General features: G+C 46.3%; 21 protein-coding genes. 5 read left to right on the top strand and 16 right to left on the bottom strand.

Annotation, left to right across the window (positions count from 1 at the left end):
* Positions 1–87: 87 nt before the first annotated feature.
* Positions 88–954, bottom strand: coding sequence for an MBL fold metallo-hydrolase (locus SG35_RS23100; protein WP_053042730.1), 867 nt, complete (start codon positions 952–954; stop codon positions 88–90).
* 86 nt (positions 955–1,040) lie between these two features.
* Positions 1,041–2,087 (bottom strand): DNA polymerase IV, encoded by a 1,047-nt coding sequence (dinB, locus tag SG35_RS23105; RefSeq protein WP_201777738.1) that lies wholly within the window; start codon positions 2,085–2,087, stop codon positions 1,041–1,043.
* Positions 2,088–2,282: 195 nt separating this feature from the next.
* Between dinB and SG35_RS23110 the strand changes: the two genes are divergently transcribed.
* The gene (locus tag SG35_RS23110; RefSeq protein ID WP_044830474.1) at positions 2,283–3,410 is read left to right on the top strand and encodes a HupE/UreJ family protein; all 1,128 of its coding nucleotides are present in this window, start codon (positions 2,283–2,285) and stop codon (positions 3,408–3,410) included.
* 173 nt (positions 3,411–3,583) lie between these two features.
* On the opposite strand, the gene nqrM is transcribed toward SG35_RS23110, so the two are convergent.
* The 14 genes from nqrM to SG35_RS23180 all read right to left on the bottom strand — a co-directional run bounded on the left by nqrM (position 3,584) and on the right by SG35_RS23180 (position 17,500).
* Positions 3,584–3,808: a (Na+)-NQR maturation NqrM gene (gene nqrM / locus SG35_RS23115; protein WP_044830475.1), complete on the bottom strand. Its 225-nt coding sequence runs from the start codon at positions 3,806–3,808 to the stop codon at positions 3,584–3,586.
* 96 nt (positions 3,809–3,904) lie between these two features.
* Entirely contained in the window at positions 3,905–4,939 is a 1,035-nt protein-coding gene (locus SG35_RS23120; protein ID WP_053042731.1) for an FAD:protein FMN transferase, read from the bottom strand.
* A 153-nt stretch (positions 4,940–5,092) separates the two neighbouring features.
* Positions 5,093–6,316, bottom strand: a complete 1,224-nt coding sequence (gene nqrF / locus SG35_RS23125; RefSeq protein ID WP_044830476.1) for an NADH:ubiquinone reductase (Na(+)-transporting) subunit F — start codon at positions 6,314–6,316, stop codon at positions 5,093–5,095.
* 68 nt (positions 6,317–6,384) lie between these two features.
* Positions 6,385–7,008: an NADH:ubiquinone reductase (Na(+)-transporting) subunit E gene (gene nqrE / locus SG35_RS23130; RefSeq protein ID WP_044830477.1), complete on the bottom strand. Its 624-nt coding sequence runs from the start codon at positions 7,006–7,008 to the stop codon at positions 6,385–6,387.
* 2 nt (positions 7,009–7,010) lie between these two features.
* Positions 7,011–7,634, bottom strand: coding sequence for an NADH:ubiquinone reductase (Na(+)-transporting) subunit D (locus SG35_RS23135; protein ID WP_044830478.1), 624 nt, complete (start codon positions 7,632–7,634; stop codon positions 7,011–7,013).
* 2 nt (positions 7,635–7,636) lie between these two features.
* The gene (locus tag SG35_RS23140) at positions 7,637–8,416 is read right to left on the bottom strand and encodes a Na(+)-translocating NADH-quinone reductase subunit C (RefSeq protein WP_044830479.1); all 780 of its coding nucleotides are present in this window, start codon (positions 8,414–8,416) and stop codon (positions 7,637–7,639) included.
* Positions 8,406–9,620, bottom strand: a complete 1,215-nt coding sequence (locus tag SG35_RS23145; RefSeq protein WP_044830480.1) for an NADH:ubiquinone reductase (Na(+)-transporting) subunit B — start codon at positions 9,618–9,620, stop codon at positions 8,406–8,408. Before SG35_RS23145 ends, SG35_RS23140 begins: the two co-directional genes overlap by 11 nt.
* A gap of 2 nt (positions 9,621–9,622) precedes the next feature.
* Entirely contained in the window at positions 9,623–10,957 is a 1,335-nt protein-coding gene (locus tag SG35_RS23150; RefSeq protein WP_044830481.1) for a Na(+)-translocating NADH-quinone reductase subunit A, read from the bottom strand.
* A gap of 602 nt (positions 10,958–11,559) precedes the next feature.
* Entirely contained in the window at positions 11,560–12,750 is a 1,191-nt protein-coding gene (fabV, locus tag SG35_RS23155; protein ID WP_044830482.1) for an enoyl-ACP reductase FabV, read from the bottom strand.
* 208 nt (positions 12,751–12,958) lie between these two features.
* Positions 12,959–14,062 (bottom strand): TRAP transporter substrate-binding protein, encoded by a 1,104-nt coding sequence (locus SG35_RS23160; RefSeq protein WP_236702496.1) that lies wholly within the window; start codon positions 14,060–14,062, stop codon positions 12,959–12,961.
* 191 nt (positions 14,063–14,253) lie between these two features.
* On the bottom strand, positions 14,254–15,639 hold the full coding sequence (locus tag SG35_RS23165; protein WP_044830483.1) for a TRAP transporter large permease: 1,386 nt from the start codon (positions 15,637–15,639) through the stop codon (positions 14,254–14,256).
* A gap of 2 nt (positions 15,640–15,641) precedes the next feature.
* On the bottom strand, positions 15,642–16,187 hold the full coding sequence (locus tag SG35_RS23170) for a TRAP transporter small permease subunit (RefSeq protein WP_053042744.1): 546 nt from the start codon (positions 16,185–16,187) through the stop codon (positions 15,642–15,644).
* Between the two features lie 266 nt (positions 16,188–16,453).
* Entirely contained in the window at positions 16,454–16,780 is a 327-nt protein-coding gene (gene bolA / locus SG35_RS23175) for a transcriptional regulator BolA (RefSeq protein WP_044830484.1), read from the bottom strand.
* Positions 16,781–16,918: 138 nt separating this feature from the next.
* The gene (locus tag SG35_RS23180) at positions 16,919–17,500 is read right to left on the bottom strand and encodes an alpha-ketoglutarate-dependent dioxygenase AlkB family protein (RefSeq protein ID WP_044830485.1); all 582 of its coding nucleotides are present in this window, start codon (positions 17,498–17,500) and stop codon (positions 16,919–16,921) included.
* 127 nt (positions 17,501–17,627) lie between these two features.
* On the opposite strand from SG35_RS23180, the gene SG35_RS23185 reads away from it, so the two are divergent.
* The 4 genes from SG35_RS23185 to SG35_RS23200 all read left to right on the top strand — a co-directional run bounded on the left by SG35_RS23185 (position 17,628) and on the right by SG35_RS23200 (position 20,595).
* Positions 17,628–18,767 carry a methyltransferase gene (locus tag SG35_RS23185; protein ID WP_044830486.1) on the top strand — a complete coding sequence of 380 codons (1,140 nt, stop codon included), beginning with the start codon at positions 17,628–17,630 and terminating at the stop codon, positions 18,765–18,767.
* A complete protein-coding gene (locus SG35_RS23190; protein WP_053042732.1) occupies positions 18,764–19,366 on the top strand; it encodes a YajG family lipoprotein in 603 nt (200 codons plus the stop codon). The genes SG35_RS23185 and SG35_RS23190 overlap by 4 nt, the downstream gene beginning before the upstream one ends.
* Before the next feature lie 6 nt (positions 19,367–19,372).
* Positions 19,373–19,969, top strand: coding sequence for a peptidylprolyl isomerase (locus SG35_RS23195; RefSeq protein ID WP_044830487.1), 597 nt, complete (start codon positions 19,373–19,375; stop codon positions 19,967–19,969).
* A gap of 296 nt (positions 19,970–20,265) precedes the next feature.
* Complete coding sequence (locus tag SG35_RS23200) at positions 20,266–20,595, top strand: hypothetical protein (protein WP_044830488.1); 330 nt, start codon at positions 20,266–20,268, stop codon at positions 20,593–20,595.
* Positions 20,596–20,601 lie beyond the last annotated feature (6 nt).

Consider the following 20,601-nt stretch of genomic DNA (forward strand, 5'->3'; position numbering starts at 1 on the left):
TGAATAAAAAATAGGCCACCAGGAACGGATGAGTTTCTTGGTGGCCTATTTGGCTGGCTTGCTGCTCAATGCCTGAATATTCAAGCATCACTTTAAATCACTGATCAGAGTTTGCAGCCAGCGTTCTTCATTGATAAAAGACCAGGACCAGTGCTGATAATCTTCACCTATGCCCATCGCAAGGATTTCCTGCTCTGACTTACCCTCAGCCAATGCCTGGCTCACCCGCTTGATACTATAATCTATCATCCGGGCAAAAACCTTATACCTGGCTTTGTCGGTTAATTTACCGTGCCCGGGAATAATTTTGACATCATCCGGCACCTTATCCAGCAGCGCATTTACATTAGCTAAATAAGCTTTAACATTACCGCCATGCTTGAGGTCGACATAGGGAAAGCCGAGTTCAAAAAACAGATCGCCGGTATGCAGGACATTCGCTTTTTTAAAATAAACCACCGAATCACCGTCGGTATGGCCGCCGGGTAAATGGGTGATTTGTATTTCTTCATCCGCCAGATATACCGTAAGACCGTTTTGATAAGTCACTACAGGTAAAGCAGCCAGCTCATCCGGGCGCTCCTGCCTGACACGTTGCCGGACATTTTCATGGGCAAAAATAGGCGCCTTGGCGGCAAAGTTGGCATTACCGCCGGTATGGTCCTTATGAAAATGAGTATTAACAATATATTTCAATCCCGGGTTATCAACACTGCCGATACCTTTCATCGCGGTTTCGATACGTTCGGCAAGGGGAGCAAATTGATCGTCCACCATCAACAGCCCCTGGTCCGTGGCCAGCACGGCAATATTGCCTCCCGCCCCCTGCAACATATAGACATTACCGGCCACCTGCTCGGCCGTAATCTTCACCGAAGCAAAGCGGTTGGCAAAACTTTGTCCGCCACCAAGCAGCAAAACCCCTAAACCAAGAGTTAACAAAAACGATCGCATGATTTTTCATCCCTAAGATATGAGTAATATTAGAGACTTACTATATAGAGAAAGCTTAAGAAGTGAACAAAAAGTTGCCTGAGATTTTATATCGGCAAGCTTAGCTGGCTGGTGCCCTGCTCTTTTTCGGCAAATCCCAGGGTTAAGCCCACCAGGCGAATACCGCGGTTATCGGCTCTCGCCAGGGCTTTTTTTAACAGGCACAGGAAAAATTCCAGATCGCACTCCTGGCTTTGCAATTCCACTGTGGTCTGGTTAAAGTCAGCGAACTTCAATTTCACCCCCTGGCGGGTAATGCTTCTGTCGCTGTGCTTTTCCAGCCGCTGCACTAATTTAGGAAAAAGGTGGTTGACGACATCGGCACATTCCACAGAGCTGATATCATGTGCCAAGGTGGTTTCAATTGCCAATGACTTGCGCAAACGGGAAGTTTCCAACTCGCGTTCATCCAGGCCAAAGCTGCGCTGATAGAGGGAAAAGGCAAATTTGCCGACAATTTGCTGCAACTTGCTGACATTGCTGCTGCGGACATCGGCACAGGTGTGATAACCAAACTGTTTCAGCTTTTCCGCCGTTTTCGGGCCTATGCCGGGAATTTTCTTCAGCGGCAGCTGCTCAACAAAGCTATCCACTTTATCGGGCGAGATCACACACTGGCCATTAGGTTTATTTTCATCACTGGCAATTTTCGCCAGGAACTTATTCGGGGCAATGCCTGCCGAAGCAGTCAGGTTAAGCTCATTAAAGATTTCCTGCCTGATCTGCTGTGCAATCAGGGTGGCGCTGCCATGGCATTCACTGCTGTCGGAAACATCCAAATAGGCTTCATCTAACGACAGCGGTTCGATAATGTCGGTATAACGTAAAAAGATGGCGCGGATCTTTTGCGAAATCTCCTGGTAAACCGCCATGCGGCCATCGACAATTTTTAAATCCGGACATAATTGCAGTGCCTTGGCCGCCGGCATCGCCGAGCGAACACCGTATTCACGGGCCTGGTAATTACAGGTACAAAGCACACTTCTCGGCCCGCTGCCGCCAACGGCCAAAGGGATATCACGGTACTCGGGATTATCCCGCATTTCCACCGCCGCATAAAAACAGTCCATATCAATATGAATTATTTTACGCACCCGACACCCCCCTCTGAAAACTAACCGCACCAAACACTGTTCATACATACAGTTTAATTAAATGTACGGACAATGCAAGTGCTTCTTGACCAAAGGTGGCAGAAGTTGACGGGTGTAGAAATTCATTAAATCAGCTTTCCCCGCCCAGGCAAATGATATACCTTAACCAGCTCTTTAGCTGATACAGAGACCGACGTGATATTTTTCAGAGCCCCATTTTACCTGCTGTTTTCTTTATTATTTTTAAGTACATATGCTAATGCCCATGTCAGCAGCCCGTCACAGGCCAGCCTTTTTATTCTGAGCGACAACGAATATATGCTCGAATTGCAGCTCGATATAGTGCACCTGCTGCAGCAGGAAACCGGGCTGGAAAATAATGATAAAACCCTGATCCCGGCGCTGAAGAAACTCCCTTTGCCCGCCTTGATGAAAGCCCTGTATGCCAGTAAAAACCGGCTGCAACAGCAAACCGTCATCAAGTTCAACCAAGAAGTTTTTCCGCTGGTTAGCCTGCAAGCCCCGAGCTTGCAGCAAGTAAAACAGATCCTGGCAAATCCACCGGGAACTTCCGGTTACCAGCTCACCTTTACCGGTTACGGCGATATGCCGGACGATAGCGCAGAAGTTAACGTGAGTTTCCCTGAAATATTGGGGGATGTCTCCCTGGCGCTGGCACGTCCCTATCAGACTTTTGTCCTGGCGGGAAAAACCAGTGAAACCATTACCTTAAATCAGCAAATGTCTTTTTCCGGCGAGCTTGCCGCGAAAATTACCACTTTTATCGATTACACCGTCCAGGGGGTGTTGCATATTATCCCCAAAGGTTTAGATCATATCTTATTCGTGTTGGCCCTGTTCTTATTGGCAACCAAGATGTCGACCTTGCTATGGCAAGTCAGTGCTTTTACCTTGGCCCATACCATCACCTTAGGCTTGGGGATCTTTGGCGTAGTGAATTTACCCGCCACTATTGTTGAGCCGCTCATTGCCTTATCCATTGCTTATGTGGCGGTGGAAAATATCTTCGCCCTGCAACTAAAAAAATGGCGCATCCTGGTCATCTTCGCCTTCGGTTTATTACACGGCTTAGGCTTTGCCTCGGTATTACTGGAATTAGGACTGGCCCCGGGGCAATATGTGTTAAGTTTAATCGCCTTTAATCTCGGGGTTGAACTGGGGCAGCTTGCCGTTATTTTGCTGGCTTTTGCCTGTGTCTGGTGGTGGCAAAGCAAGCACTGGTATCGCCAGCGCATAGTACAACCGTTAAGCCTGGTTATCGCCGTGACCGGGGTCTACTGGTTTGTGGAAAGGATCGTTTAAAAGGTTTTAACCGCAAAAATCAACCACGAAAAATAAAAACGAGCAACCAGGTTGCTCGTTTTCTATATACAGGATGTATGGTATCCCTTGGTGTCATGGATGACAGTGAAAGGGGCTATACAGGATGTATGGTATCCCTTGGTGTCATGGATGACAGTGAAAGCCTGTAAAAGCTAAATATTTTTGATATCTATGCTGTTTTCTTGCTTCAACGCCGCTTTGCGTTCACGCTCCTGGCGCTTTTCACAAGGGTTGTCACAGTCACAGGCTTTCTCAATGCCCATAGACGACAAACCGCCGCAGCTGCCTGCCAGGGTCTTTTGCTGGAAGATATACCCTACGGCCATAGCCATAACGATGACCAGAAAGAACCCTAAAGTGATTAAAAATATTGTCATATATGACCTCTATACAGCTTAATCTTATCTCTGCCCAAACAATTAACCCAGGGATTAAACCAAGGCGGTATTGATTAGACAGAGCAAACAAACCGGCTATTTCAAAAATTGTACGAATTTTAACGTGCTTTGCTGCTCAAAGCCATCTTGAGTTTTAACTATAAACAAAGCAGCGAGATCATTTTCCTCGGCAAACGCCATCGCCTGCTTTTCTCCCATCACCATCATCGCCGTAGACAGGCCATCCGCCGTCATCGAAGAAGGGTGAATAACGGTCACCGAGACCAGCTTATGGTTAATAGGTTTGCCGGTATCCGGGTCAATAATATGGGAAAAACGCTGGCCGTCTGCTTCAAAATAAATCCGGTAATCACCCGAGGTAGCCACCGCATTATCTTTAGGCACAATAATTTGTTGCACCGCCCGCTCGGTCGAAACCGGTTTTTCAATGGCAACATGCCATAAGGAGCCGTTATGTTTAAAGCCCTTTAAACGCATTTCGCCGCCGATTTCCACCAGGTAGTTATCAAAACCGTTACGCTCTACCAGCTCAGCCACCATGTCCACGCCATAACCTTTGGCAATTGTCGATAAATCGACATATAAAGAAGGGATTGCCTTGGCCAGCTTATGCTCGCTTAAACTAAGTTTATCCAAACCGGTTTTCGCCTTGGTACTGGCAAGCAACTCATCGCTTGGCACGGTTTCCGGGCGGTATTCCGGGCCGAATCCCCAAAGGTTTACCAAAGGGCCCACGGTCACATCGAGCTTGCCGCCGGTGAGCTTTCCTAAGCGTATCGCTTCACTGACCACCCGCTCCAGTCCTTGAGACACAGCAACGGCGCCAGCAGAGCCCGAGTTGTTAAACCGGGATAATTCCGAGTCGGGGATATAGGTGGACATTTCCTGGTTCACCTGCTGAAGCAAAGTCTCTATTTGCTGATGAACTTTTTTATCCTTAACATCCTGCTCATCGCCGATCAGCTTAACGGTATAGGTAGTACCCATGGTATTTCCCTGGAGCAGTACCTCTTGTTTACCGACCCGCTCATCACTTTCAGAGCAGGAAAACAAAAAGGCCAGCGTCAGCAGTCCCAGCCAGGTCCTTAACCGCAAAAACATCAACATCATAAACCGGGCTCGCTTAAATCCTTGAGTTACTTTCATTTGGACAAATCACTTTTTATGCATGAAAAAACAAAGGCGATTGTCTAAAACCAGACAACCGCCTCTACATTGAAACAAGTTTTGTTCTAAACCAAGCAATGACGCTTGAAACAAAAATTAGCCGCCGAAGTCATCCAACATGATGTTTTCGTCTTCCACGCCTAAATCTTTAAGCATATGGATAACGGCCGCATTCATCATAGGTGGCCCGCACATGTAGTATTCACAATCTTCAGGCGCTTCATGGTCCTTCAGGTAGTTTTCATGCAATACGTTGTGGATAAAGCCAGTCATACCGTCCCAGTTATCTTCCGGTTGTGGATCTGACAAGGCAACATGCCATTCGAAGTTGTCGTTATCAGCCGCCAGGCCGTTAAAGTCATCTTCATAGAACATTTCACGCAATGAACGGGCACCATACCAGAAGCTCATCTTACGCTTGGATTTCAAACGCTTAAGCTGATCGAAGATATGGGAACGCATAGGCGCCATACCGGCACCACCACCGATAAAGACCATTTCCGCATCGGTTTCTTTCGCGAAGAACTCACCGAACGGACCGGAAATCGTTACCTTATCGCCAGGCTTAAGGCTGAAGATATAAGAAGACATCTTACCGGCAGGCAAATGCAGCTTACCCGGAGGCGGCGTAGCGATACGCACGTTCAGCATGATAATGCCTTCTTCTTCCGGATAGTTCGCCATTGAGTAGGCACGCAACGTGTCGGTATCCACTTTAGATTCTACATCGAAGAAACCAAAGTGCTCCCAGTCGCCGCGATATTGTTCTTCAATATCGAAATCTTTATATTTCACGTGGTGGGCAGGGGCTTCAATCTGAATATAACCACCGGCACGGAAAGGTACAGACTCGCCGTCAGGGATACCTAACTTCAGCTCTTTAATGAAAGTAGCTTTGTTATCGTTAGAGATAACTTCACATTCCCATTGCTGAACACCGAAGATCTCATCTTCTAATTCGATATCCATGTCCTGCTTAACCGCAACCTGACATGAAAGACGACAACCTTCTTTCGCTTCACGCTTAGTGATATGTCCCAATTCGGTCGGCAGGATATCACCGCCGCCTGAATGAACATGGACACGACACTGGCCACAAGTGCCGCCGCCGCCACAGGCAGAAGGCACGAAAATGCCCTGATCCGCCAAAGCGCCTAATAACTTGCCACCAGCCGCTGTAGTGACCGATTTTTCCGGATCACCATTTATTGCTATCGTTACGTCTCCCGAAGATACCAGTTTGGATTTAGCGAATAAGATCACCAATACCAATGCCAGTACTATTAGGGTAAACATCGATACGCCGAGAACTATTTCCATCGACTTTTCCTTTACACTTCTCTAAGGGTTCTGACTAGTTAGACACTAAGTCAGAACCGACATTAACCTTACAGGGAGATACCACCGAAAGAAAGAAAGCCGAACGCCATCAATCCCGCAGTAATAAACGTAATACCTAAACCTTTTAAACCGTCCGGTACATCTGAGTACTTCATTTTCTCACGAAGACCCGCCAGTAGCACGATGGCCAGCATCCAGCCAACACCGCTACCCAGACCGTAAACAACGCTTTCGCCTAAGGTCAGGTTTTTCGCTACCATGAAAGAAACCGCACCGAAAATCGCACAGTTTACCGTGATCAAAGGTAAGAAGATCCCAAGGGCCTGGTATAAGGCAGGGAAATATTTATCCAATACCATTTCCAGAATTTGTACTAAGGCTGCAATCACGCCGATAAAGGTAATGAAAGACAGGAAGCTCAAATCAATGGATTTAGCCGGATCGGTAATGCCCATAAGGCCGTCTAAAGCGCCAGGTGCCAAAATGGCCTGATAAATGATTTGGTTAGCAGGAACTGCTAAACCTAAAACCACAACAACCGCAACACCTAGGCCGATAGCCGTGCTGACTTTCTTGGAAACCGCCAGGAAAGTACACATACCAAGGAAGAAGCTTAATGCCATATTTTCAATAAATATGGTCTTAATAAAAATACTTAAATAATGTTCCACGATTAATCCTTCTCTACTTGGTCAGGTTTAGCCTGGCGAATCGCCCAGATAACCAACCCGATAATGAAGAATGAACTAAAAGGTAAGACTAATAAGCCGTTACCTTGGTACCAGCCGCCATTTTGCACTAAAGGCAGGATTTCAATACCAAACAAGGTACCGAAACCGAACAGCTCACGGAAGAAAGCGACGGTGATCAGGATAAAGCCGTAGCCTAAACCGTTACCGATACCGTCAAGGAAGCTCACACCAGGCTTTTCCTTCATGGCAAAAGCTTCGGCGCGGCCCATGACGATACAGTTGGTAATGATCAAGCCGATATAAACCGATAACTCTTTCGATAACTGGTAAGAGAAGGCTTTAAGTACCTGGTCAACCACGATTACCAGGGAAGCGATAATCGCCATTTGTACGATAATACGCACGCTGGACGGGATCTGGTTACGGATAATCGAAATAAATAAATTCGAAAATGCCGTAACCAAAACTACCGCTATGGTCATAACCATGGCGTTGGCCATAGAGCTGGTGACCGCCAGCGCTGAACAGATACCCAGTACCTGCAGCGCAATCGGGTTATTGTCGACTATAGGAGCCGTAAGAACTTTTTTAGCTTCTGAAGCCATGATTACATTCCTCCGTCACGAAGTTGAGTGCGGAATTTAGTGATAAACGGACCGTAACCCTCATCACCTAACCAGAAGTGCAAGGTATTCTCTACGCCGTTACTGGTTAATGTTGCACCGGATAAACCGTCAACACCGTAAGTATCACCGGCTTTAGCACCGCCTTTAACAAGTTTGATGGCAACATTGTTTTGCTCATCAAACATTTTCTTACCCGGCCATAAGGCTTTCCAGTTAGGGTTAAGTACTTCGGCACCTAAGCCCGGAGTTTCCTTTAACTCGGAGTAAACCAAGCTGCGTACGGTATTTAAATCTGGGGCTAAACCGACAAAACCGGACATCAGATCCCATAAACCGCTACCGATGATCGGCAATACAACCGTGGTGACCTTGCCGCTGTCATCTTTAATCAAATAAATGACGGCATTATCAGCGCGACGGTTAATACCGGCGATATCGTTTTTAGGCTTGGAACTTTTCGTCATGTCACGGGAATCGCGACGTTCGTCAAACATATCGGTATTGCCTTCGACAAAGTCACCTGAGTTCAGGTCAATCATCTTAGCTTCAACATATTTGCCGTAAGTGCCTTTAATATCTTTACCTGCCTGCTCTAACAAGCCGGCAGCTTCTAAGATCTTGGTTTGCTGATCCAGCAAACGGTTAGCCGTTTGCAAGGGTTTCAGGCCAACGGCGGAAATAGAAACTAACGCCGCACAGACTAAACAAACAATGAAAACAAAAATCAGCGTTTTGCCGAAAGTTTCTTTATTACTGGCCATTACGTGCAAGCCTCCGTTTTACGTTTGCCTGTACCACAAAGTAATCGAACAGTGGCGCAAATAAGTTGGCAAATAAGATAGCTAACATCATGCCTTCAGGGAAAGCCGGGTTAACCACACGAATTAAGACCACCATAATACCCACTAAGGCACCAAACATGTATTTACCTGTATTGGTGAATGAAGCAGATACCGGATCGGTTGCCATAAACATCATACCAAAGGCGAAACCACCTACTACCAAGTGCCAATGCCAAGGCATGGCAAACATAGCGTTAGTATCGCTGCCGATAGCATTAAACAAGGTAGCCGTTACCGCCATCCCCAGGAACACACCTAAAACGATGCGCCATGACGCTATACCTTTATAAAGGATATAAGCACCACCTAATAAGATAGCCGCAGTAGAAACTTCCCCGACAGAGCCGGGAACAAAGCCCCAGAAAGCATCCCACCAGTCAGCATTCATGCTGTAATCTATAGTGCCAGGTGTAGCAGCGGCGAAGGCACCCAGTGAAGTAGCACCGGAGAAACCGTCAACAGCCACCCAAACCGCGTCACCTGAGATTTCCCCCGGGTAAGCGAAGAATAAGAAGGCACGACCCGCTAATGCCGGGTTCAGGAAGTTTTTACCTGTACCGCCGAAGATTTCCTTGGCGATAACCACACCAAAGGTAATACCGATAGCCACCTGCCATAAAGGAATAGAAGCCGGTACGATCAGGGCAAATAAAATAGAAGTCACGAAGAAACCTTCGTTGACTTCATGCTTACGTACCGCGGCAAACAAGACTTCCCAGAAACCACCGACGACAAAAGTCACGGCATAAATCGGCAGGAAGAACACGGCGCCGTACAGCATCATGGAGAACCAGCCGGAATCTGCTCCCAGGCTGCCACCAAGCATTTCAAACAAACCTACTTGCCAGGTATCAGGTAAGGCATAACCGGCCGCCATGGCTTCAACCGCCTGGTAACCTATGTTGTACATACCAAAGAACATCGCCGGGAAGACTGCCAACCAGACGGTGATCATAATACGCTTCAAATCTATACTGTCGCGTATATGGGTTTTGCCTTTGGTGACATAACCCGGGGTGAATAAACCTGTAGCAATGGCTTCGTAAAGGGCAAACCACTTCTCATGTTTGCCGCCTTTTTCAAAATGCGGCTCAATATCTTCAATAAACTTTTTCAAGCCCATGTCTAACCTTCCTTCTCTATGGTAGTTAGGCATTCACGAAGAACAACGCCGTAATCTGTTTTGCCGGGGCAAACAAATGTACATAAGGCTAAATCTTCTTCATCCAGCTCCAAGGCACCAAGCTGCTGTGCACCGTCGGTGTCGCCGGCACATAAATCACGTAACAACATGGTTGGTAAAATATCTAATGGCATCACACGCTCAAAGTTACCGATTGGCACCATGTCTCGCGCACTACCGTTAGTCGTAGTGGTCATGTTAAACAACTTCTTCGGGAAGAAATGCGACATAAAAGCACGGGTTACCGAGAATTTATTAGGACCCGGATACATATAACCGATGAACTCTTTTTCTCTGCCTTCAAGCAGCAAAGAAACTTGTACATGGTAACGACCTAAATAAGCATGAACACCCTGGGCATTAGCACCTAATAATACAGAGCCGGAAACAACACGAAGTTCGCCTTCTTTGGCTTCACCTTTAGTTAAATCAGCGGTATTAGCGCCTAAAGTAGTGCGAACCAAGCGTGGATTCTTTGCTGCAGGACCAGCAAGGGAAATCACACGGCTATTATCCAGTTCGCCGGTAGTAAAGAGTTTACCAAAAGCGATCACATCCTGATAACCTAAGTGCCAGACAACATTTTCGGCGCTGACCGGCTTAAGGAAATGGATATGGGTGCCGACAAGACCTGCAGGATGCTTACCGGCAAACTCGTTCACCTTGGCATTGGCTGCTACCGGAATGTTCGCTCCGGGGGCCTTGGAAACAAAAACTTCACCGCTTAAACGGGCCAGGATCTCTAAGCCATGCTGAAAAGCTTCGCTGTTATCCTTGATAACCACTTCAGCATCTGCCGCTAACGGATTGGTATCCATAGCGCTGACAAAAATGGCTTTTGGCTCGCTGTCGATAGCAGGGATCTTGCTAAACGGACGGGTACGTAAAGCGGTCCACAAACCTGAATTAACCAGGTTAGCAACCACATCTTCACGTGCTAATGAGGCTAACTCATTGGCAGAATAGCTTTTGAATGTTTCCTGTTCATTGCCATCGAGTTCGATAACAACAGACTGTAAAACACGCTTTTCACCACGATTGATTTCTTTAACAACACCGGCAGCATTAGCTGTGAACTTAACGCCTGGATTCTTTTTATCTTCAAAAAGATCCTGACCTTTTTTAACGCGATCACCTACTTTAACAAACATAGTTGGTCGCATGCCCACAAACTCTTCACCGAGTGTTGCAACGGTTTTGATGGTCGGACCATCATGGATTACCTGCTGGGGAGCTCCGACTACAGGAACATCCAGACCTTTTTTTATCGTAATCATAAACACTTGCACTACTTTGACGGGAGTATCAAAATCAATAATCTAACGTACCTGACGTGTTTAACCATTACTTAACAACGGCCTGAAAATACATCCAAACAGCATAATAAACAAAGATTTAAACAATAACCAAGTAAGATAAATAATCGATTTCAGTGTATTTCAGCAGAACAGCTAATTTCCTAAGAAATTAACATCCGCTGGCTCTAAGTTAAAAATCTGGCGCGATTTTAGCAAAAAGCTGTTTTTTATTCTACGGGCCATTGTCATTTTTCATTACAATTTAGACGATTAATTGCCATCCTGCCTGCAAATGCAGCAAAACTTTGGCTTGCGCTAAAATAAACAGGTGACAGAAAGCTTTGCCGAGCTGGATAACGGTCAAATTTCAGGCAAAAATGGTTTAACAATAACCAAGAGGTTTTATATTACAAAGGAAGGATCCCGGGCTTGACCGGGGACAATAAAAGTCAATTTTGTCGCTTACAGCCGAATTACTTCACTATTAGCGAGAATATTGAAGTTTTCTTTTACCTGCAAACGGCTTTATCACAAAGATAACTTGTTGGTTTATCTATAAACCAACAAGTTATCGCCGGTAATTAAACCAGGTTATTGATCTCTGCCAGCGGGCTGACGTCGGCATCATAATCAACACCGGCAAGTTCAAAACCAAACAGATGTAAAAACTCCTGATGATAACCGCTATAATCGGTTAATTCATCTATGGTTTCTGTAGTTACCTTGTTCCAGATATCCGTCACCCGTTGCTGAACGCTGTCTTCAAGTTCTTTATTGTTCTGACGTAAACGGCCCATATCATCCAGGATCGGGTTTTCACCGTATAAATTGTCACGGAACAAGCCCTGAATTTGCTCGATACAACCTTCATAGGTGCCGTCGCCCTTCATCACTTTAAACATGGCGGAAATATACAAGGGCATAATAGGAATAGCCGAGCTTGCCTGAGTCACTACCGCATTAAGAGAAGTCACATAAGCCTGCCCCTGAATATCGGCGGTAGCGGTTTTAATGGCGCTTGATGCCCGGTCCAAATCATCTTTGGCACGGCCTATGGTAGCTTTACCATAAATCGGCCAGGTCAGCTCTTTACCTATATAGGTATAAGCAACGGTTTTAAAGCCATCCGCCAGTACACCAGCTTCTTTAAGGGCATTAATCCATAATTCCCAGTCTTCGCCGCCCATGACCTTAACGGTATTGGCAATTTCATCTTCGCTGGCCGCTTCGACAGACACTTCATCGATAATGCGTTTCGAAGTATTTAAGTTTTTCGTGGTGACATCCTGACCAATAGGTTTCAGAGTCGATGAATAAACTTCGCCGGTAACGGGATCGGTACGGCGTGGCGATGCCAGGCTGTAGACAACCAAATCAATCTGGCCTAAATCTTCTTTGATAACATCAATAGTTTTTTCTTTGATTTCATTAGAGAAAGCATCACCGTTGATGTTTTTTGACCACAGGGCAACTTCATCGGCTGCCTTTTGGAACGCGGCGGTATTGTACCAACCGGCAGAAGCCGTTTTCTTTTCTGTCGGCGGCTTTTCAAAGAAAACCCCCAAGGTTTTAGCATTGTTACCAAAGGCGGCGGTAATACGTGAAGCCAGGCCATAACCGGTAGACGCCCCGATCACCAGAACATTTTTAGGCTTAGTTTCCGCCTGCAATTGGGCTCTGACATAAGAGATTTGTTCATTTACATGTGCTTCACAACCCGCAGGGTGAGCATTTGTACAAATAAAACCACGAATTTTTGGCTGAATAACCATAGGAAAACCTTTTCGATATAATTGTTTTACTGCCACCATAGTGAGGCGGCAATGTCTGTTTAAACATGAGTGCTGTGGAGAAAAACTACTATTATCTTCTCAAAAGCAGCACTCATGTTATTTATGGATAAGTAATAATGGCCGCTAGTTTACTCTTCCTTGCTGCATCAAGAGGTACGAGCAGTCATTTTCTGACTAAGAAAATACCTTAGCGGTTTAAATAATATTCCTTAAGCGTTAAATCATGATATTCACGGATGGATGCCATAAACTCGCTGTAAGACTCCCAAACCTTGGCAAATCCGGCATCTTTACTTGCCTGCTCTGCCATCACCTCGGCTGTGATACGTTTTAATTCTGCCAATACCGGCTCAGGCAAGGTACGTAGTTTCACCTTGTGCTTTTCCTGTAACTGGTGCAAAGCTTCATTGTTGCGGGCATTGTATTCATCCAGGGTCGATTCATTTACCGCCCGGGCCGCCACTTCAACAATTTTTTGTAAATCCCTGGGTAATTCATTAAAGGCTTTTTCATTGATCAAAAACTCCAGCCCTGTGCCCGGCTCGTGCCAGATAGAAGAATAATAATATTCTGCCGCCTGGTAAAAGCCAAATGCCAGGTCGTTATAAGGTCCTACCCATTCCGACGCATCGATGGCACCACTTTGCAAGGAAGAGAAAATCTCCCCGCCGGTTAAGGTAACCGGTACCGCACCGGCACGCTGCAATACTTCACCGGCAAGTCCCGGGATACGCATTTTCAAACCTTTAAGGTCGTCCATCGAGTTAATTTCTTTTTTAAACCAGCCGGCAAACTGCGCCCCCGAGTTGCCCCCCGCCATCGGGATAATGCCAAAAGGTTTATACATCTCCTGCCATAACTCCAAACCGCCGCCATAATGCAACCAGGCATTTAACTCTGTCGCGGTCATACCAAAAGGAATGGCGCCGAATAACGGCGAGGAAGGTATTTTCCCTTTCCAGTAATAAGAGCCGCTGTGGCCCATTTGCGCGGTGCCGCCGGAAACGGCATCAAATACCTGGAATCCCGGCACCAGCTCACCGGCGCCATATACCTGAACCTTTAACCGGCCGCCGCTCATTTCATCAACGTAACCGGCAAATTTTTCCGGCGCCATACCCAGCCCCGGGAAGTTTTTTGGCCAAGAGGTCACCATTTTCCATTTATAGGTTTTCACTTCAGCGCTTTGCGTGTTTTGACCACCACTTTGCTTATCGCCGCAAGCAGTTAACGCTAAACTTGAGATCGCCAGCAGGCTGACAGAGATCCATTTATTCATTTTGTTTATCATTCTTATTTCCATTGTTTTTGCCCGGATGTTGTTATACCAAACAAAATAATGAATTAACCACCTTCAACGGTCTAAATATCCAAGGTCTTCGTTGCGCTCAATCGCAATAGCTTGCTATTACGCAATCACGCGCCTTGAACTTGAATCTTTATCCTCATTGAATTTTGGTCACTTCTTTATTACGTTTGGTATTATTTGTACATCAACTCAGGCAACCAGGTGACTAATTCCGGCCAAACCGCCAGGGCGATCAGCAATACCAACTGCATCGCGATAAAAGGGATCACACCGCGGTAAATATCTGCCGTGCGCACCGATTTAGCTGCAACCCCGCGTAGATAAAATAACGCAAAACCAAACGGCGGCGTCAAAAAGGAGGTTTGCAGGTTAATGGCTATCATAATGCCCAACCAGATAGGATCAAGCCCCATGGCCAATAAAACCGGGGCAACAATAGGCACCACCACAAAAGTGATCTCGATAAAGTCGAGGATAAAACCTAATAAAAAGATCACCAGCATCACAATCAAGGTAGCGCCGACAACCCCTCCGGGCATCTGCTGAAAAAAGCCGTGTACCAGTTCTTCTCCGCCAAAACCGCGAAATACCAGGGAAAACAAGCTGGCACCTATGAGGATCATAAACACCATGGCGGTGATCTTGGTAGTGCTTTGCATCACAGCTTTTAAATTCTCTCTGGTCAGCTTCTTCTGGGCCAAAGCCAATAAGGTTGCGCCCATGGCCCCGACACCTGCGGCTTCGGTAGGAGTTGCAAAGCCGAGTAAAATTGAGCCCAATACCGCTACCATCAATAACAGCGGCGGCAATAAAGCTGACAACATCAACGCAGGAACAGACTGATCCCGGGTGAGCTTTTCTATGTCTTCGGCTTCCAGACGCGGCATAATATCGGGTTTGACCACGGCAAGTACCAAGCAATATAGAATATAAAAACCCACCAAGATAAGCCCCGGCACTACCGCACCAGCAAACAAGTCTCCCACGGAGACGGTTTCCGGACTAAATATGCCCATATCCAGCTGGGCTTTTTGGTAGGCATTGGATAACACATCACCGAGTAAGACCAAGGCTATAGAAGGAGGAATGATCTGGCCAAGGGTGCCAGTAGCACAAATAATTCCGGAGGAAAAAGCCGGACTATAACCGCGTTTAAGCATAGTTGGTAAGGACAAAAGCCCCATAGTCACAACTGTCGCTCCGACAATACCTGTACTTGCTGCCAGTAAGGCCCCGACCAGAATAACCGAAATCCCCAAGCCGCCATGAAAACGGCCAAAAAGCAGGGACATGGCGTTAAGCAGGTTTTCTGCTATTTTCGAGCGCTCAAGCATAGCCCCCATAAAAACAAACAAGGGCACCGCCAGTAAAGTCTGATTATTCACTACCCCGTAGAGTCGGCTGGGTAAAGCTGTTAAAAAAGCAGGGTCGAATACATCCAGGGCCATACCAACCCCGGCAAACAAGAGTGCGGTACCTGCCAGAGAAAAAGCGACCGGGTAACCCAGCAATAATACCAGGCATACGACCACGAACATCAAAATGGCTGCATATTCCATGACTAGCTCTCTCCCGCTTTACTGTTATCTGCACTATTACCTGCAAGTAAAAACACCAGGTTACGCATAATTTCTGCCAGACCTTGTAATAACAAGGTCACCGGCAGTAGCAACAGCAGGGATTTATTGAGATAAACCAGTGGCAGGCCACCGGCTTCGGAAGATTTTTCCATGATTTGCCAGGAAATAACCACGTAATCCAGACTAATATAGAAAATAAACAGCACCACGGGTAATAACAGAAAAATGCCACCCAGCAAATTCACCAGCGCCTTAGTGTTAGCCGAGAATCTCTGGTAAAAAATATCTACCCGTACATGGCCATCGGCTTTTAAGGTATAGGCAGCCCCGAGCATAAAAACGATGCCGTGAAAATAAAGCACTGACTCCTGCATGGCCACCCAGCCAAGGTTAAAGCCGTAACGCAATAAGACAATGATAAAGGTCATCAACACCATGACCAGGGTTAACCAAGCAATTATTTTGCCGGTTAACTCGGTAAAAGTGTCAATGACGGCGACGGCGTTTTTGAACCCGTTAACCAACATACCTGTTTCCAAAAAATTGTTATTCTTTTTAATGGGGTAAACAAATAACAGAATTTGACAAAAATTGGAAACCTTACCTTTAAAAACAGTTGAATTTGCTGAGCCCCAGGCTAAATAGCTGCATATTTTATGTACCGTAAAAATAAACAGACCAGTCAAGGGCTACAGGTCAAGGTTTGCCAAAACCCTCAACAGTTACAACAGAAACTAAAAAGCGACTTCGGTCGAAGTCGCTTTTCACTTATAAAATTTAACACCTTTTGCTTTTATATCGACTGCTTTTTCCCGCCTCCCAGACACTTAGGCGATAACGGCGTATTCTCTGCGTAGTAATTCTGCCATTCTTTTTCGGTATAGGTATGTAAAGCCAGGGCATGGATATGCTCCGCCAACTCGGTGGCCAGCAAGGTGTTGATGGCCCGGTGACGGTTGATCAAACGCTCCCCTTCAAATTTTTCTGAGACTATGATCACTTTAAAATGCGACTCGCTGCCCGGGGGCACGTTGTGCTGGTGACTTTCATTAATCACATCCAAATGCACGGGAGAGAATGCCGTGAGTAACTTTTCTTCGATTATGGCTTCAATTGTCATGTTATTTCCCTGATGATATTAGCCCGGTAACTGGCTTATCATCATTAACTCTAGTTTGTTAGATTGAATATGCCATCAAACAAGATGGCCGATTGAATGAAAAAATCATAAGGTTTTGCTAAACCTGAAAAAATATTTTTAGCTTTTTATTTGCCGAAACGTCAGGTTAATCCGCGGCAATTTTGCCTTTTTTGTCCGGGGCAGACAGTGCTGCCAAAAGCGCTGGGTTTGCCCGGCCATGGTCAGCAAGCTGCCTGATTTTAAAGGTACCGTCAGCTTTTCACCAGAAATTTTATGCTTTAAGTTAAAGTTTCTTTCCCCGCCGAATGACAAAGAAGCGATCACCGGATTTTCCCCCAATTCAGGTTCATCATCGCTGTGCCAGCCAACGGTATCATTGCCGTCACGATAAAGGTTTGCCAGCACGGCATTAAACTGCTCCCCGGTTTTTGCTTCCACCATTTGTTTTAGCTGTATCAATACCGGCAACCAGGATTTCGCCGCTAAAGTGAGCCCTGAATAGGTATAATCAAGGCCATCATCGCCATACCAGGCCTGCAGCCTGGGGATCAACACGGGTTTACCATAGAGCACAATACTGTCCTGGGACCAGTCCAGTTGCTGCGCTAACTCATCATATAACAGCCGGCTCCTGGCCATAGGGATAAAAGCCGGAAAATATTGCAAATCGGCATTGGGGGCGGTGATGTTAATAATCATTCCTTACTACGCGGGCATAGCATAAAACTGGCGACATTAACGGAATTTTGTCACAATAACGGCCTATTCTCCATATTTTACCTCCGGGCTACACCCGGGACAGGCCCAAATAAAAGTTATTAACACCATGCTCAGTCCTTTTATTATCAATGACAAAAACCTCCACCTTGACCGCTATCCCCTGGCACAGGTCAACCGCAGTTTACAGGCCTGGGATGCCGCCGACGAGTACCTGGTCAACCATATTGCCCAGCACCAGCTGATCAAACCCGGCACCAGGGTGTTAATCTTTAATGATTTATTTGGCGCATTAACGGTAAACTTTACCGAAAGCCAGCTCTTTACCGTCAACGATTCTTTTTTGAGTATCTGCGGCATCAAGCATAATCTGGAGCAAAACTATCTCAGTGATGATAACCGCAGCCAACTGACCAGTTTAGATCCCTTGCCGGACGATATCGATGTTATCTTATACAAGAACCCAAAAAGTAAGTCCTTACTCAGTGACCAGCTATTAAAAATAAAACAAAAATATAGCGACAACGTCATTTTTATCGCCGCCGACCGTGCCAAGGAAATACACACTTCAACATTAAAGCAGTTTGAGAAATACCTGGGGACGACCAAAACCTCACTGGCGGTGAAAAAAGCCCGGCTGGTCTTTGCCGAGCTGGACAACCCTGCCCGATATAACTCCCCCTTTCCAACTGTTTGGCCGCTGGAAAATACCCGTTTTTCCCTGAGTAACCATGCCAATGTCTATGCCAGGGAGAAATTAGATTTAGGCGCCCGCTATTTTATCCAGAACTTGCCCGAAATTCCCGCCGGCAGCCGGGTAATCGATTTAGGCTGCGGTAACGGCGTTATCGGCTTAACGGTGCTCGCCGCCCAGGAGCAAGCTAAAGTGCAGTTTGTCGATGAATCTCATATGGCCATTGCTTCTGCCCGTGAAAATATTGAAAACAACTTACCCCAGGTCATGGATAACTGCATTTTTCATGTCAATGACTGTCTGACCGGCTTTGAGGGGGGCAGCGCCGATGTCATTCTTTGTAACCCGCCTTTTCATCAACAAACCGCCACCACAGATCATATTGCCTGGCAAATGTTCAATGACAGTTTCAGGGTATTAAAAAAAGGCGGGGAATTGCGTATTATCGGTAACAGACAATTAGGTTATCATGTTAAATTACAACGTATTTTCGGCAACCATAAACTGATTGCCACCAATGAAAAATTCGTCACTATTTCAGCGATAAAAAAATGAAACTAAAAAATCTAACTTCCTTAAAACAAGCCCGGGTGCAGCTCGGCGCTATGCTGGCCATCCCTGTCCTGTTGCTGCTCGGCGGCTGCAGCCAGACCCCGAGTCACTTGATTGTCGCCCCCGAGGTCATGGCGGCAAACTCAGGCAAGTATGCCAATAAGCAGGCGCAACTCCAGGTTCTTGACATGCGCACCGGCAACCACATAGTACAGATTTCACGCCCGGAAAAAGCGGCGCAGCTGTTTTCTTCGCAGGCCCCCCTTAAAGACATAGTGGCGCAAAGCTTAACGGCACAATTAAACAAACAGGGTATGGCCATGGGCCCGGTCGGCACCAATGCCATCGAAATTTCTATCGACCAGGCCTTAATCAAGGTCGACCAGCAACTGATGCAATACCAGGTCAAAAGTGAAATCGTACTGACGGTGAAAATTGACAACGGCATCAGCACCCTCACCAATACTTTTCGCAACCGCGGCAGCAGCCACGGACCGTTAAAAGCAGATATTGCGGTATTGGAGCGGGATTTTAACCAGCAACTGGCTTTGCTGTTGGCCCAGGTTATTGACAATACCGAAATTCAGCAATTTATCAGGTAAAGCACTATGAAAGCAGTTAGCATAAAACTTCTGACGTTATTTTTACTCTGCCTCAGCTTTTTCAGCCAGGCCAAAAACGCCGCGATAGATCCCAACAACATCTATCCCAGGGTGAAACTGGAAACCTCTATGGGGGTTATTATCGTCGAACTTGACCGGGTAAAAGCACCGCTCACCGTCGATAACTTTCTCACCTATGTGGTCACAGGGGAATATAACAATACTATCTTCCACCGTATCATGGCAGACTTTATCGTTCAGGGCGGCGGTTACGATCCCCTGTTCATCGAGAAAAAAGTCAATGAAAGCATAGTCAATGAATCAGGCAACGGTTTGAAGAACGAAGCCGGTACCATTGCCATGGCCAAGGAAAATCGCCCCCATACCGCCAACCGCCAGTTCTTTTTCAATGTCGCCGACAATAAATCCCTGGATCCAGGAAAACGCTGGGGTTATGCAGTTTTTGGCGCTATCGTCGAAGGCGAAGAAGTCCTTGAGGCCATGGCCCAGGTAGAAACCGACTATAACTCAGAAATGGCCTGGTCGGATGTTCCGGTAAAACCCGTGATCCTGAAAAAAGCGACTCTGCTGCCGGCACAATAAGCTTTTTCATTAAAGCAGAAGCAGAAAAGACAAAGCTTGTCAAAGATCGGCATCAATAAAACAGCGGAGAAAAAGAAAAATTTATTGATACCGATCAAACTTATATACTCTTTTTTACAATTTGTTGACAAAAAACACTAGTATTGCTTTTGACAAGCCCCGCTTTATCGTTAATAACTAATACTGAATCTATATAATAAAACTTCACATCGGCGCTTATCACCAAACGATGGAAATTCTTCCACATTCGTTTCTAAAAGGAATTAAATAAGCCAATAGCATTTTGGGGATCACGAATGATAATCGAGCAGTTTATCAACGAAAAAACAACGCAAATCAGCGCCTATGTCAAGGCGGTTCTGGAGCAGGGCATACATTATACCGAACTGGATAAATTTATTGTCGATGTTATGGATGAATGGACCTTGCTCAATGTCACCGAAGAAACCCCGGGTAATGCCCAGGAACGGGTGTTCTGGCATATTGTCCATGAAATCAGTTTACACGGTGCCCAGTCGCTGAGTCACGACTTATACCTGAAAAGCGAAATCAACACCTGTCTGGACTTTTTCGCCGGCACCGGCAGCTACCCGATAGATTGCATCGGCTGGCGCCCTATTCCCTGAACCTGT

The organism is Thalassomonas actiniarum (assembly GCF_000948975.2).
Classification (GTDB): Bacteria; Pseudomonadota; Gammaproteobacteria; order Enterobacterales; family Alteromonadaceae; genus Thalassomonas; species Thalassomonas actiniarum.

Bases quoted from the DNA above. Each gene is read 5' to 3' on its own strand.
- SG35_RS23100 (WP_053042730.1), bottom strand. From the start codon at position 954: ATGCGATCGTTTTTGTTAACTCTTGGTTTAGGGGTTTTGCTGCTTGGT.
- nqrM (WP_044830475.1), bottom strand. From the start codon at position 3,808: ATGACAATATTTTTAATCACTTTAGGGTTCTTTCTGGTCATCGTTATG.
- SG35_RS23120 (WP_053042731.1), bottom strand. From the start codon at position 4,939: ATGATGTTGATGTTTTTGCGGTTAAGGACCTGGCTGGGACTGCTGACG.
- nqrF (WP_044830476.1), bottom strand. From the start codon at position 6,316: ATGGAAATAGTTCTCGGCGTATCGATGTTTACCCTAATAGTACTGGCA.
- SG35_RS23135 (WP_044830478.1), bottom strand. From the start codon at position 7,634: ATGGCTTCAGAAGCTAAAAAAGTTCTTACGGCTCCTATAGTCGACAAT.
- SG35_RS23140 (WP_044830479.1), bottom strand. From the start codon at position 8,416: ATGGCCAGTAATAAAGAAACTTTCGGCAAAACGCTGATTTTTGTTTTC.
- SG35_RS23145 (WP_044830480.1), bottom strand. From the start codon at position 9,620: ATGGGCTTGAAAAAGTTTATTGAAGATATTGAGCCGCATTTTGAAAAA.
- SG35_RS23150 (WP_044830481.1), bottom strand. From the start codon at position 10,957: ATGATTACGATAAAAAAAGGTCTGGATGTTCCTGTAGTCGGAGCTCCC.
- fabV (WP_044830482.1), bottom strand. From the start codon at position 12,750: ATGGTTATTCAGCCAAAAATTCGTGGTTTTATTTGTACAAATGCTCAC.
- SG35_RS23160 (WP_236702496.1), bottom strand. From the start codon at position 14,062: ATGATAAACAAAATGAATAAATGGATCTCTGTCAGCCTGCTGGCGATC.
- SG35_RS23165 (WP_044830483.1), bottom strand. From the start codon at position 15,639: ATGGAATATGCAGCCATTTTGATGTTCGTGGTCGTATGCCTGGTATTA.
- SG35_RS23170 (WP_053042744.1), bottom strand. From the start codon at position 16,187: ATGTTGGTTAACGGGTTCAAAAACGCCGTCGCCGTCATTGACACTTTT.
- bolA (WP_044830484.1), bottom strand. From the start codon at position 16,780: ATGACAATTGAAGCCATAATCGAAGAAAAGTTACTCACGGCATTCTCT.
- SG35_RS23180 (WP_044830485.1), bottom strand. From the start codon at position 17,500: ATGATTATTAACATCACCGCCCCCAATGCCGATTTGCAATATTTTCCG.
- SG35_RS23185 (WP_044830486.1), top strand. From the start codon at position 17,628: ATGCTCAGTCCTTTTATTATCAATGACAAAAACCTCCACCTTGACCGC.
- SG35_RS23190 (WP_053042732.1), top strand. From the start codon at position 18,764: ATGAAACTAAAAAATCTAACTTCCTTAAAACAAGCCCGGGTGCAGCTC.
- SG35_RS23195 (WP_044830487.1), top strand. From the start codon at position 19,373: ATGAAAGCAGTTAGCATAAAACTTCTGACGTTATTTTTACTCTGCCTC.
- SG35_RS23200 (WP_044830488.1), top strand. From the start codon at position 20,266: ATGATAATCGAGCAGTTTATCAACGAAAAAACAACGCAAATCAGCGCC.